Source organism: Paenibacillus lupini, from assembly GCF_011761355.1.
Classification (GTDB): domain Bacteria; phylum Bacillota; class Bacilli; order Paenibacillales; family Paenibacillaceae; genus Pristimantibacillus; species Pristimantibacillus lupini.
In genome coordinates this window covers 485,576-497,954 of record NZ_JAASRW010000002.1, presented here as the reverse complement: position 1 = coordinate 497,954, position 12,379 = coordinate 485,576, and the positions used below count along the sequence as shown (strand labels likewise).

11 protein-coding genes and 1 pseudogene are annotated in these 12,379 nt (G+C 43.3%); 4 read left to right on the top strand and 8 right to left on the bottom strand.

What is annotated here, in order from left to right:
- Positions 1 to 61 precede the first annotated feature (61 nt).
- The gene (locus FHS17_RS07735; RefSeq protein ID WP_167277556.1) at positions 62 to 1,456 is read right to left on the bottom strand and encodes an ABC transporter substrate-binding protein; all 1,395 of its coding nucleotides are present in this window, start codon (positions 1,454 to 1,456) and stop codon (positions 62 to 64) included.
- 368 nt (positions 1,457 to 1,824) lie between these two features.
- Here FHS17_RS07735 and FHS17_RS07730 point away from each other — a divergent pair, with 368 nt between their 5' ends.
- Positions 1,825 to 2,748: an ArsR/SmtB family transcription factor gene (locus FHS17_RS07730; RefSeq protein WP_167277555.1), complete on the top strand. Its 924-nt coding sequence runs from the start codon at positions 1,825 to 1,827 to the stop codon at positions 2,746 to 2,748.
- A gap of 238 nt (positions 2,749 to 2,986) precedes the next feature.
- Here the strand turns inward: FHS17_RS07730 and FHS17_RS07725 are convergent, their stop codons facing one another.
- Both FHS17_RS07725 and FHS17_RS07720 read right to left on the bottom strand, forming a co-directional pair.
- The gene (locus FHS17_RS07725) at positions 2,987 to 3,277 is read right to left on the bottom strand and encodes a DUF3817 domain-containing protein (RefSeq protein WP_167277554.1); all 291 of its coding nucleotides are present in this window, start codon (positions 3,275 to 3,277) and stop codon (positions 2,987 to 2,989) included.
- A 93-nt stretch (positions 3,278 to 3,370) separates the two neighbouring features.
- Positions 3,371 to 4,273 (bottom strand): ArsR/SmtB family transcription factor, encoded by a 903-nt coding sequence (locus FHS17_RS07720; protein WP_167277553.1) that lies wholly within the window; start codon positions 4,271 to 4,273, stop codon positions 3,371 to 3,373.
- Between the two features lie 175 nt (positions 4,274 to 4,448).
- On the opposite strand from FHS17_RS07720, the gene FHS17_RS07715 reads away from it, so the two are divergent.
- Positions 4,449 to 5,939: a glycoside hydrolase family 43 protein gene (locus tag FHS17_RS07715; RefSeq protein ID WP_167277552.1), complete on the top strand. Its 1,491-nt coding sequence runs from the start codon at positions 4,449 to 4,451 to the stop codon at positions 5,937 to 5,939.
- 71 nt (positions 5,940 to 6,010) lie between these two features.
- Here FHS17_RS07715 and FHS17_RS07710 read toward each other — a convergent pair whose 3' ends face one another.
- The 5 genes from FHS17_RS07710 to FHS17_RS07690 form a co-directional block, all read right to left on the bottom strand.
- Positions 6,011 to 7,513 (bottom strand): GIY-YIG nuclease family protein, encoded by a 1,503-nt coding sequence (locus FHS17_RS07710; RefSeq protein ID WP_167277550.1) that lies wholly within the window; start codon positions 7,511 to 7,513, stop codon positions 6,011 to 6,013.
- Positions 7,514 to 7,661: 148 nt separating this feature from the next.
- A complete protein-coding gene (locus FHS17_RS07705; protein WP_167277547.1) occupies positions 7,662 to 8,975 on the bottom strand; it encodes an FtsW/RodA/SpoVE family cell cycle protein in 1,314 nt (437 codons plus the stop codon).
- A complete protein-coding gene (locus FHS17_RS07700) occupies positions 8,972 to 9,304 on the bottom strand; it encodes a PadR family transcriptional regulator (RefSeq protein ID WP_167277545.1) in 333 nt (110 codons plus the stop codon). The genes FHS17_RS07705 and FHS17_RS07700 overlap by 4 nt, the downstream gene beginning before the upstream one ends.
- Before the next feature lie 135 nt (positions 9,305 to 9,439).
- Positions 9,440 to 10,378 carry an ABC transporter permease gene (locus FHS17_RS07695; RefSeq protein ID WP_167277542.1) on the bottom strand — a complete coding sequence of 313 codons (939 nt, stop codon included), beginning with the start codon at positions 10,376 to 10,378 and terminating at the stop codon, positions 9,440 to 9,442.
- Complete coding sequence (locus tag FHS17_RS07690) at positions 10,371 to 11,303, bottom strand: ABC transporter ATP-binding protein (protein WP_167277540.1); 933 nt, start codon at positions 11,301 to 11,303, stop codon at positions 10,371 to 10,373. Before FHS17_RS07690 ends, FHS17_RS07695 begins: the two co-directional genes overlap by 8 nt.
- A 264-nt stretch (positions 11,304 to 11,567) precedes the next feature.
- Between FHS17_RS07690 and FHS17_RS07685 the strand changes: the two genes are divergently transcribed.
- Positions 11,568 to 12,218, top strand: coding sequence for a hypothetical protein (locus FHS17_RS07685; protein WP_167277537.1), 651 nt, complete (start codon positions 11,568 to 11,570; stop codon positions 12,216 to 12,218).
- Positions 12,212 to 12,372, top strand: a pseudogene (locus tag FHS17_RS31215) (IS3 family transposase); the annotation flags it as partial. The gene FHS17_RS07685 and the pseudogene FHS17_RS31215, both read left to right, overlap by 7 nt.
- Between the last annotated feature and the right edge of the window lie 7 nt (positions 12,373 to 12,379).

Sequence of the window (12,379 nt, the reverse complement as noted above, 5' to 3'; positions counted from 1 at the left end):
CCGGTAAAATGAAACTGCAACGTGTCCGCGCGGCGTATGCGTTGCAGCTTCACATTATAAATTACTGAAAGAGCTCCGGATTGCCTTCTTTAAGATTTTTTTCAACCTGCGGCTTCAGCTTCGTGAAGAAGTCGACTGCCGATTCTTTTCCGGTCCAGAACTTGCTGAGGTTTTGGTTAAGGGTATCCAGCCATTTGCTGTTCGGCAGATACGTCCACGTACCTGCCTGTTGGCCTTCGCCAGCTTTAATGAACACTTCCGAATGCTCCGGCTTTTGGCCAGGCTGCGTATATACTTCATCGTCGGACATGGATTTGAAGTTCGGAATTTGGAAGCCGAGCTCCGTCATCTTCGTCTGACCTTCAATACCTGAGAAGAATTCAACCAGCTTGAAGGCTGCTTCCGGGTGCTTCGACTTCGCATTGACGCCGAGACCAACCGATCCTGACCAGCCGTTCGTCCAGCTGCCATTGTTGGATGGGATCGGTGCAACGTCCCAATCGAACTTCAACTTGCGGTATGTAGGCACCATCCAGCGGCCGCCCGTAATCGTCGCAAGCTTGCCTGCTTCGAACATCTGGCCATCGTTCATCGATTGCAGTGCCCTTGAATCTGGCACGACTTTGTGTGTATTCGTAAGATCATAAATAAATTGCATCGCATCGGCAGCAGCCGTCTCGTTCAGTGTGAATTGTTTGCGGTCTTCACTCAGTACTGCTCCACTGTTACCCCAAACGAAGCCTTCCCACCAGATTGGACCTGCACCGTAGATGTCGGTCTTGCCGTCACCGTTCTCGTCGACGGTAAGCTTCTTCCACATCTCAAGCGCTTGCTCCCAGTTCATAGGCGTCTCTGCACTCGGGTATGGAACACCAAGCTTGTCGAAGATCGTTTTGTTATAGTACATAACCGTAGGGCCGATATCTTTCGGAAGTGCATAGTAGCTGCCCGTTCCCGTAATCTTGCCGTCGTAACGGTAACGGTTCAGACCGCCTTCCCACATGTCATTCAAGTCCAGCTTATCGCTTGCTTCAACGTACTGCGTGATGTCAAGGAATGCGCCCTGCTTCACCCAGCGCGGGAAGTCGCCATCGCTTGTGAAGACAACATCCGGTGCTGAGTTGCCGGCAATCATCGTATTCATTTTCGTTGTATAATCGTTAGGAATGTGAATGAATTTAACTTTGATGTTCGGATTCGCTTTCTGGAATTCGTCGAGTACCGCTTCGAACACCTTGCGTTCGTCCGGAGCTCCCCACGACGAGATGGAGATTTCAACCTTCTCGGCTGGTGGCTGCTCGCTTTCTTTATTTGCCGCGGCAGTGTTGCTGCTTTCTGCTGCGCCTGGGGCAGCGTTATTGCCCGCCGTGCCGTTGTTTCCTCCGTTGTTGCTGCTGCACGCTGTAACCGTTAGCGCAGTGATCAGCGTAAGCATCATAATCGAACTCTTTTTCATTTGTTTCAAAACCTCCTCATGATTAGTAAAGCGAATTGATAACCCCCATAACAGCGCTTACATATTCACTCCGAAAAAAAGTATCCTCCCTTCCGAATGCGTTGCTGCTTCCTGCAAATGATACGAATGATTTACAGTTGCCGCTTAAGTACTTTACATAAATGTGAAGTATTTCGTAGATGACTGTGATATTTAGCATGTTAAAACGCATGATTCGTTTTGTCAACGCTTTTCTATGAAGTGTTTCATATTTTTATTAAGTTCTTCGTATTTTAATTCAAAAATTTAAACGATTGTTGTATACTCTTGTCAGAACTCAATCGGATGAGGTATATTTAATAATAAAATGAACTATAAAAAGAGGTCACATGGAAACAATTGTATCGGAGAATAATCTCCCCTTATTCGAGGCTTTGGCCAGCAACGTCCGGATTAAGATCATCGAGCTGCTCGGACAAGAGCCAATGATTATGAAAGACTTGGCCTCCGCACTTGGACTTAGCAACTCGATCATTACGATGCACGTCAAGAAGCTTGAACGGGCTGACTTGGTTCGCACGGAGATGATTCCTGGCAAGGGCGCATCACAAAAGCTTTGCACACTGGTAGCCGACCGGGTCGAGCTCGTGTTCCCGAGCAAAGGAATGATTCCGCGCAACTTCCATATTTCCAACATCTCCATCGGACATTTCACCGATTTCGATGTCAAGCCTACTTGCGGCCTGGCTTCCAAGTACAAAATCATCGGCGACGGCTTCGACGACCCGCGTTATTTCCTCGACCCGGAACGTGTCGACGCGAAGATTTTGTGGTTCTTGAAAGGCTTTATTTCGTATAAAATTCCAAACTTCCTGATGCCCGAGGAAGAGCCTGAAGAGCTTGAGCTTACGATGGAGCTTGCTTCAGAGGCCCCGCTGTCCAACGAGCATTGGCCATCCGACATCTCCTTCACTTTCAACGGCTTCCCGATCGGCAAATGGACAAGCCCCGGCGACTTCGGCGGCACGCGCGGCAAGTATACACCGGAGTGGTGGAATATCGAGATGAATCAGTATGGCTTACTCGTCCATATCCGTATCAATAACGACGGCACATTCATCGAAGGAACAAAGGTATCAGACTACACGATACACAACGTCGACATTAGACGGCTGCAGTGGGACCTCAGGCTGGAGGTCAGGGAAGACGCGAAGAACATAGGCGGACTGACCATCTACGGCTCCGGCTTCGGCAACTACTATCAGGACATTGTCAGTAAGCTTACCTACATCGATCGAAAAAATGTGAAATAAACGCATGTAGTACAACAAAGAGACAGCCCTGCGCGCGCGGGGCTGTCTCTTTGTTGGTTATTCAAATATAGGTGTTACCGTTATTTTCTCTGCACTGCTTTGTATCGCAAGTTCAATGACTTTGATCGATCTCGCACAGCGAAAGCCTCGGGCATCATGATTGGATTAAGACGTTAATAAACATAAAGGCCATCAAACCTGGTTTCCCAGAAACGATGGCCTTTTAAATGAAGTGGATCTATCCCTCCGCTTTGAGTCTACGTTCCAGAACAAATGGACCAAATGGCAGGAAGGCAGCCAACACAGCTCCTGCTATACGCACAATCTTCCATCTGAATAGAACAGCCATCACCACAATGGCTATTAAGTAGAGTGAAAATAAGAAACCATGAATGCCGCCTGTAACCGCTACGGCCTCCGGACGATCAAACATATATTTTAGAGGCATTGCGATACATAATAAAAAGAGGAATGAAGCCCCTTCCAAATAGCTGATCCATCGAAACCACGTTTTAGCTGATTTTCTCATTTTGCAGACACGTCCTAACGTTTCATGATATGAATTTACAACGATTATATAGCGCCAGCCTTCTTTACGTGTACAAGTGTGAGTAGGTTTCATCTAAAGGTGTACACGAATGACAATATCCTGGTCATGGTTGCCGAATCCGGCACCATAGATCGTTAAGCCCCCAACGTTAACGGCCTCCTCATCCACCGTGAAACGAAGCGTCCAGAACGGTTCCTCCAGCTTGATATCCGCGACAGTCACATCCGATATCCGCTCTCCATCCATAAACGTACCGAAGGCATCAATACGAATCGTCTTTAATAACCCATACTGGTTCACATTACGGTGCCACCACTCTGGCGTATATTTGCCGCGTGCAGCTCTACCGAAGTCTGCAGGACTTGTCCAAGTCCCAAGTGAGATACCGTTAAACGCAAACTGGATATCTGATGGCCAATAATCGTTCAAGCCCGGCGCTTCTGAAGCGATTTCCATCGAAATTTCGATAGCTTCAGCTTTTTGATGAGCAAGTAGATAGTTAGGTGTTTTGTACTCTACATAACCTCTTCCAAACCAAAGAATGGCGGCGTGGACCCGCTCAGGATCGAGAAAATAACGCGGGTCATCCCAGACACCGATTTCTTTCTCCTGTGTCCCAAGCCCACAGGTAGGATGAACATCAAAAGCAGTAAAGTGCCCCACAGAAATCATCTGCTCTCTGACCCTTGCATTCCGGCTTGCGGATGGCAGCTCGATCTCGATGCTCTTTTGCTTGAGAAAACATAATTTATGCGTTCCTCCGTTTAGACGCACCCTACGGCTACCGATAAGTTCAGCTTGCTCGAGTTTACGCAAATGCATAGTGACAATTGAAGGACTTAGCTCTAACGCTGCCGCAATATCCTTCACATTCATTTCCCTATCAGCAATGAGGTCCATCATTCTCCATCTGACTTCGCTGGCTAGCGCCTCGTATAACGGTAAGAATCTCGAATCCCCATTCGCCTTAATCATAACCACATATCTCCTGACACCAGTTAAATTCATATAACTATTAATTTAATGGATTTAATCCGATTCATCAACCCTATCCTATTGCAACGAATTGAATGGTATTGTTTAATTCGTATATGAACTTGTCAGCATTGGATTCTTATATACATGAATTTAGAAGATACGAGGTGCAGTAATGAGATACAATAATCCCGTCATTAAAGGCTTCTACCCAGATCCAAGCATATGCAAAGTGGAAGACACCTATTATCTGGTTTGCAGTTCCTTTCAATTTTTTCCAGGCGTCCCGATTTTCCAAAGTAAAGACCTTCTTAATTGGGAACAAATCGGTCATTGCCTAACCCGCAAAAGCCAGGTTCAGCTGGAAACCGTAAACAGCTCCGGCGGTGTATTCGCTCCTACTATTCGTTACAACAACGGACGGTTCTACATGACCACAACAAACGACACTACACGTCAAAACTTCTATGTATGGACCGACGATATTTATGGAGAATGGTCCGACCAGGTCTATGTTGATCAAGGGGGAATTGATCCGGATTTGTATTTTGAGGATGGGAAAACCTTCTTTATGAGCAATGGGATGGATGATGAAGGAATCGGCGGAATTGTTCAGTGTCAAATTGATATTGAATCGGGGAATAAGCTATCGCCAAGCCGTACCATATGGCAGGGAACAGGCGGACGTTATTTGGAAAGCCCTCATCTGTATAAAATTAACGGACGTTATTACCTGCTCGCAGCAGAAGGCGGAACCGAATATGGCCATATGGAAACGTATGCGCGGGGTGACTCCCCTTCCGGCCCGTTCGAAGCCTATCCAATGAATCCCGTACTGACCAACCGCAATATGGGAGGTTACGAGCTGCAAGGGGTTGGACATGGCGACCTTATTCAAGACAATGAAGGCAACTGGTGGCTCTTCCATCTCGGCTTCCGTCAAATCGGGCAGTGGCTTACCTATCATCATCTAGGCCGCGAAGTCTTCCTAACGCCTATTACCTTTGGCGAGGATGGTTGGTTTACTGCCGGACATAAAGGCACCACGCTTATGAGCTTCGATACCGATCGAATTCCAAGCACAGTCATTCAGCAGGAGAAAAAGCTCTATACATTCGAGAACACGAATTGGAACCTCGACTGGTGTTCTCTCCGTCATCCTGCCGAAGAGAATTATTCGTTAGAACACGATAAGCTGCAGCTGAGAGGCACTGAAGTTACTCTTGATGTACCTGCATCCCCGACCTTCATTGGCATACGCCAAAGAGACTTTAATGCCGTAATCTCTTGCGATATATCTCTTAATAGTGGTGAAGCCGGCATCACGCTCTATATGGATGAAAATCATCATTATGATCTTGCTATTCACCAAGTAGAGAACGGATATAAGGTGATCGAGCGCTTGAATATCGGAGATATCAAATCTGTTGAACATGAAGTAGACCTGGGAAGCAACAATCATGCCACTCTGGTTGTACGTGCAACCCCTGAACGCTACAGCTTCTACCTTCATGTTGACGGCAAAGACATCCTACTTGGTACAGCTCAAACGAAATACTTATCTTCTGAGATTGCCGGAGGCTTTACTGGCGTGTTGATTGGTTTATATGCTTGCGGGGAAGGCTCTTTGGCGGAGTTCACGAAGTTTGAATGCAAATATAACTAAAAAGGTAAAGCCCTCATGATGAGGGCTTACTTTTCTTAGAATGGAACCTGTAACTCGATAAATTAAACAGATCATATTGCAATATTTAGTTCTTCATCATTTAAACTCTGACTTTGACGGTACTCAGCAGCAGCCATAGTCGTTATAAATTCCACAGTAGGATCTATGTCCTGCACAATGGATTGTAGCCCCTCAACCGAGCAGTAGAAAAATTCTTTTCTAAGGTTAATTTTATTTACCCTCTGTTTTTCTAGTTCCGAGTGTAGCTTTTGTTCCAACTCAACAGCATCATTACTAAACACTAATGCATGAACATCGAATTTAAACGGCACAGATGCGTCACCGAGTTCATCAACTCTATCCATTGGATTAAGGCGTCTCGTCATACCAACCTTATACATTTGATCGCCAAACGAGCCGAGGTTAGAAATTACATATACATAACCAGCTTTACCATTTGCCCGTTTCACAATTTCTTCCTTCTGGTCTTCTAGATTTTTCACCCCAGCTTCTAGCTCTAATAACCTAGATTCAAGTGCAGCGATTTTCTCTGTATCCATCTCTGTTAAAAGCATTTCCTTATTCTTATTAATTTCTTGTTGGTACTTCTCCTCTTCTTTCTCAATCTTTTTCCGTTCCTCTTCCAATTGACGTTTTTCTTCTGCTTCTTGACGCATGATCTCTTTAATTTTGCGTTGCTCTTCTTTTTCAAGTTCTTTTTGAATGTAATATTTATATTCAATACGAATAGCCATTTCAAAGAGAGGACCTAATTCGGACAAGAAGCGTGTCACAGTAGGAAGGATATTTGCATTACCACCAGCAGATATTGCCAAATATTTGTTTATGAGAGTTCTGGAATTTTCAATAGCCTTGTCGAGATTACTATAGCTAAGTGTATATAGGATATTCTGAAGCTCAGCCTGTAATCCAATAACCATAAGCTCATAAATGGTCATGTTTGCCTTTGTTGTATATCGTGAGCGGTAGCTCTCAAGTAGATTACGTATATCCTTGTTATTGGCATTCATCTCTGATCTCAATGCCTTCGAGTCCATATGATGGAGGTTCAAGTTCACCACAGGATTCAGTACACCTTCAGTCGATATAGCAGACTCCAGATTACGTATATGGGGTTCAATAAGAGAGAAATTAATTGCCTCTGGAAATTGTTCTAATAACTGCCTTACTCCAAGGACTTCAGCTTTCAATTTTCGTGCTGCTTTTTCTTGTTTTGTAAATTCTTTAGTAAGTTTTAGTTTCGATTCATCTAGTTTAGAGACAGTAAAAGTCAGTTCCTCCTGTTTCGCTAAAAGATCTACAATTCCCTTTTGAGAAGTTTCAACCATCGTAGATGCCTTTTGCATCGCTTCATTTAAAATATCATCTGACTTTAGGTTTGCTTCCCGAATCAGCTGAATCCCCTTTTCCTCAGCGGCAAGCGTGAATGGAGCAACTTTTTCTTCAATCACTTTATCGATATCACTTATTTTTGATTCTAGTTCTTTTAGCTCACTCTTTTTCTTCTCTAGTGTCTTATCTAGCGCAAACATTTCCTTGATTTTCTTAAACATTTTAATCCTCCCAATTAGATATACACAACTATTGTACTATCTTAAGTGAGAGAAAAGACGGAATTATTTAATTTCAAGTTTGGTAAAATTTACTCAGTATTAAAAATAGACAAGCATCTATTTAGATGCCTGTCTATTTTTTGATGGTTTAGTAAATAACAGACGGGATCATATTTTTCCTCCGGTATACACTGAGAATGAACCCGATTACGACTAAGTTCAAGACAAGGTTAAATCCGCCATAACTGATCATTGGCATAGTTATATCCATAATAGGCATCAGACCTGCAGTCATAAGCATACTCACTACATATTGGGCAGCGATAATCCCAAACAAACCAGCGATAACATTCCTTCCATAAGGGTCCGCTACGACTCTCGTTACAATCCACACTCTAACCATTAGCGCAGCAATGAGCGAAACTACTAACATCCCTGTTATCCAACCAAGACTATAAATCAGATAAGTAAACATCATGTTGCTATAGTAAAATGGAATTTGATCCATGCTGACGCCAAAGCCATTCCCAATTAATCCAGCTGATCGAATGGCTTCCATTGAACGAGCAGCGATATAGTTGGAATCAACAGAATTGAATTGACGCAATATACGTTCTACCGTATAGCTGAACTTGTCATCCAGCAGTACCAAGACAGATCCAAAAGCCGTCATTACTGTGATATACGACAACCAAGTCTTCCATTTTCTAGAGAACAAGAGCAGCACTGATAAGCCAATCATGTACAATACAAGCATTGAAATATGGCTGACTGTTAAATAAATCCAAGCAGGTATCAGTACATAGAGAAACAATTCAATGATATAGACCACAATTCTCTTCAGTAATGACACGTGATTACCAAGAGCTGGTTTCATCATGCCTGCTATAGCGAGTATAAAGGCATAAAGTGAAACCATCGACACATTAATGGTCATCGTTGCTACTCTGATCCAAGTTTCAATTCCATCTACCTGCAAACCAAATCTCTTAGTGAGCAATAAACCTGATGCTGTTGCTATATAAAGAATAAGCGACCAACGGTTCAACTTGCGATAGTCCCAGAAATAGATGGCTGCCATTACAAGTAAACCTAATACTCCATAAAACAAAGTATTTTCTACAAAATGAACCGCAATTGTCGTTACTGCCTTTCTCATTGCAAACATGGCAACCATTCCGGTTCCGAGAAGCAGCCCTACCAATACAAGTAGGTTCCAGTCTGTCTGAGGCTTATGTACGTTATGGAATTGAACCCCTAGCTTATCCGGATCCCCCATCTGGACGATCGCCTGTTCCACCGCAGCTTCTTCTGACAACCCCTCAGCTAGTAAATCCTCGATAATCGCCTCCAGATGAGCCTCGATTTCCAGCTTAATCTCTGGATGCATCTCTTTTGCTTTGACCGGCAAACATACCTGATCCAAATATTCCGCTACTCTCAAACGATAGGAAGTACTCATACTTGACCCTCCCCCAGCACGAGATCAACTGTCGAACGGAATAGAACCCACTCCCGTTTTTTCTCCTGCATTTGAAGTCGGCCTTTGTCCGTAATCCGGTAATACTTCCGCTTGCGTCCGGTCTGTTCATCCCAGTAAGCTTCAACAAGCTTGTCCTGTTCTAAAGTATGGAGTATAGGATAAAGCGTACCTTCCTTTAATTGAAAAAGTCCACCCGAGCTTTGCTCGAGTTCCTTCGTGATCTCGTAACCATACATCGTTTTCTTATCGAGTATGTTCAAGATGAGAATCACTGTGCTTCCTTTCATTAGCTCCTTGTTAATCGCCATATCGTCCTCCCTAGTTATTCGATGCATCGTATATCTAGGTATAAGTTTAACTCACTCAAATTCCATATTCAACCATATAAAAACAAAAAAAAGCAACGGAACCTGGGACAATCCCCAGTTCTATTGCCATTAATATTATCCCGCCACGTCTCTACGCGTGAACATAAGCCAGGAAACCAGATTGAACAATAGGAAATAGACCGCAAGTACTCCAATGGAGAAGGATAACGTCATCCCGTCGTGGAAAGGCCTCCCTTCCATATACTGAGTTAGATCCGTATTAGCGAACAACAGATACTTGCTCCATTCGTAGCGCTGCAGCGCCTCCAGAAGAATATTGCCTGCAAATACAATACCAATGGAAAATCCGATCGCCATCGCACTGCTGCGGAAAGCAGACGAGATCATAAAGGCAATCGTGATATACATCACAGTAGATATCCCATTTAGCAAATACGTCTTCCATAAATGAAGGATCATATTTTGTTCAACAACCTGCCCTCCTGTGAAATGGAGCAAAGGCAAGTCCATATATTTAAACCCAAACAAAATTCCATTTAACAAGAAGGATATAACAAACAGAGTAAGCAGCAAGACCATACTGAACAATAGCATAGCGAGATATTTAGATAGTAGTATCTTGATCCGACTCGATGGGCGGATGAGCAGAAGCTTGATAGTTCCTGTTGAAAATTCAGCTGCTATAATGTCTCCGGCAATAATAATGGTAAGTAGAGTAATCAAAATCCCCAAGCTGGCGGATTCATTAATTCCATTCCACATCGTACCTTGCGGCGAGCGGATATTATGCTCCAAATGATAATCAATAACGGGAATTCGCTCTGTGTAATACGTCCGGAGCCCTTCATCCAGATTGGATTTCTTCAATTGCTCGGTCCATCGTTCTTTCTCCTGCATTAATTCCGTCCGCCATCCATCGCCTTGTGCACTCTTGTTTTCATGCCACATCACGAAGTTCCCTAGGATTACAAATGCAGCCATAAGTCCAACCAGGATCCACGTTCGCATCCTTCGGTAGATCTTCATATTCTCATTGAGTAGCAGATTAACCAATCTGACCACCTCCCGTTAATTCCAAGAACTGATCTTCCAGTGACCGGCGAACCTTTTGAACACCATAGACGCGAATTTGGTTCTGCACGAGTAGTTCCAATATGGCCGGGACTTGTTCCCTTTCGGTAGTAACCTCTAAGAGGCCATCCTCCGAAATGCTAAGTTCCTGTATTCCTTCAATCCGCCTTATGATTGCTATAGCTTGTTCTGGCATTTGCACTTCGAATTGATAAGTCTGGAAGGTGTCGCTTCCATGGGTAAAATACTGTACGGGCTTCAAGTCAATCAGCTTACCTCGCTGAATGATAGCAACTCGGTCGCACATCAGCTCCATCTCGGATAACAGATGGCTGGAAACAACAACCGTAATCCCTTCCGTCCGGGTCAGAAATCGCAAATAGTCACGCAGCTCGCGAATCCCTTCAGGATCAAGACCATTGGTAGGCTCATCAAGAATTAACAGGGATGGCCGATGCAGTAATGCCTGTGCAACCCCTAGACGCTGGCGCATACCAAGCGAGTATTTACGGACTTTTTCATGAATACGGTTTTCCAGCTTCACCAGAGAAACGACTTCATCTATACGCTCTTTGGTCACTCCCGGCACCATACGGGCATAATGAACAAGGTTATGATAACCACTAAGATACTTGTACATTTCCGGATTTTCCACAATCGCGCCTACGTGGCGGATGGCTTGTTCGAAATCGGTTTTAATATTTTTCCCTTTGATCAGAATTTGGCCTTTGGTAATGGACATTAATCCAACAATCATCCGGATTGTGGTTGTTTTACCTGCCCCGTTTGGCCCTAGGAAACCAAAGATTTCACCTTGCGGCACGTCAAAAGTAAGGTCATCAATAATCGTTTTCCGCCCTACCCGCTTCGTTACATTCTGCAAACTGATGATCGGTTCGCTGCTCATAGATTAACTCCTTTATATTTAATATCCCCTTGCTAGTTGTTCTTAGCGCCAACCTGATATTAACATGTGATTTATCGTTTTTCAATAAATTTTTATCAGTAATAGCTACTTTTTTGTCGTTAAAAAGAACAAAAGAGCCCAGCCTCTGTCCCAAGATAAAGATTGGAAAAAAGACTGGACTTTCATTTGTGCTTACATACATATTTTGGTAACACCTATGTTAAAATGACATCATATAGATAATTCGGAGGAGGTTTTCGATGAATGGGGAATATCTGTATTCGAAAGTACATCCTTATCCTATTAACCTTATCGCTGCTTGGACTATTAATAGTCGGTTGTAGTAAAACAACTGCTTATGGCACTCCTATTCCTATAAAAAAACTTACGTGGGGCATGAATGAAGAAGAGGTTAAGGAAGCTCTCCATATTTCCGAATTAGACATCACAAAATGGGAAAAAATCTTTATTTTCCATAAACAAATGGAGCTATATAATCGAACGGCTGATGTTGCCTTCTATTTTTCTGAATATCACACTTTGTATTATATTGTTGCAACATTCAAACAAGAAGATATCGCATACGTCCAGAAAGCGGTAACGAAGAAGCGCGGGGAAGGAGAATATTCCTTTGACGCTAATGGTGATCCTGTTATGGCCACGGTTAATTGGAATGATGATCTTCTTGAAACAAATAAAAAGTGGTTAACGGAAGTAGAAGAAGTTTATCATAAACTTGGAGCTAAAATTTCCAACGATCCAATGGAAGGTGGCTTTTTGATTCGTGACAGGCCTATAACTAGCTGGAGATTGACATTAAATAAAAATAGTCCACTTTACTCTACGCTTACTTTCGATGGTTCGTTTGTATCTATGTTAAATTATCCAGAACGTTATGTACCAATAACAAAATAGAGTTTCTTTATCATAATGAGTTTGAATGTTTAGATCACTTCAATCAAGAACTAACACGATACATTGATTACTACAATCAAATTAAAAATTAAAAGGCATGAGCCCGGTTCAATACCGAGCTCATGCCCAACAGTCACATAAAGTATTTGTATAACTTTAAA

Bases quoted from the DNA above. Each gene is read 5' to 3' on its own strand.
- FHS17_RS07735 (WP_167277556.1), bottom strand. From the start codon at position 1,456: ATGAAAAAGAGTTCGATTATGATGCTTACGCTGATCACTGCGCTAACG.
- FHS17_RS07730 (WP_167277555.1), top strand. From the start codon at position 1,825: ATGGAAACAATTGTATCGGAGAATAATCTCCCCTTATTCGAGGCTTTG.
- FHS17_RS07725 (WP_167277554.1), bottom strand. From the start codon at position 3,277: ATGAGAAAATCAGCTAAAACGTGGTTTCGATGGATCAGCTATTTGGAA.
- FHS17_RS07720 (WP_167277553.1), bottom strand. From the start codon at position 4,273: ATGATTAAGGCGAATGGGGATTCGAGATTCTTACCGTTATACGAGGCG.
- FHS17_RS07715 (WP_167277552.1), top strand. From the start codon at position 4,449: ATGAGATACAATAATCCCGTCATTAAAGGCTTCTACCCAGATCCAAGC.
- FHS17_RS07710 (WP_167277550.1), bottom strand. From the start codon at position 7,513: ATGTTTAAGAAAATCAAGGAAATGTTTGCGCTAGATAAGACACTAGAG.
- FHS17_RS07705 (WP_167277547.1), bottom strand. From the start codon at position 8,975: ATGAGTACTTCCTATCGTTTGAGAGTAGCGGAATATTTGGATCAGGTA.
- FHS17_RS07700 (WP_167277545.1), bottom strand. From the start codon at position 9,304: ATGGCGATTAACAAGGAGCTAATGAAAGGAAGCACAGTGATTCTCATC.
- FHS17_RS07690 (WP_167277540.1), bottom strand. From the start codon at position 11,303: ATGAGCAGCGAACCGATCATCAGTTTGCAGAATGTAACGAAGCGGGTA.
- FHS17_RS07685 (WP_167277537.1), top strand. From the start codon at position 11,568: ATGGGGAATATCTGTATTCGAAAGTACATCCTTATCCTATTAACCTTA.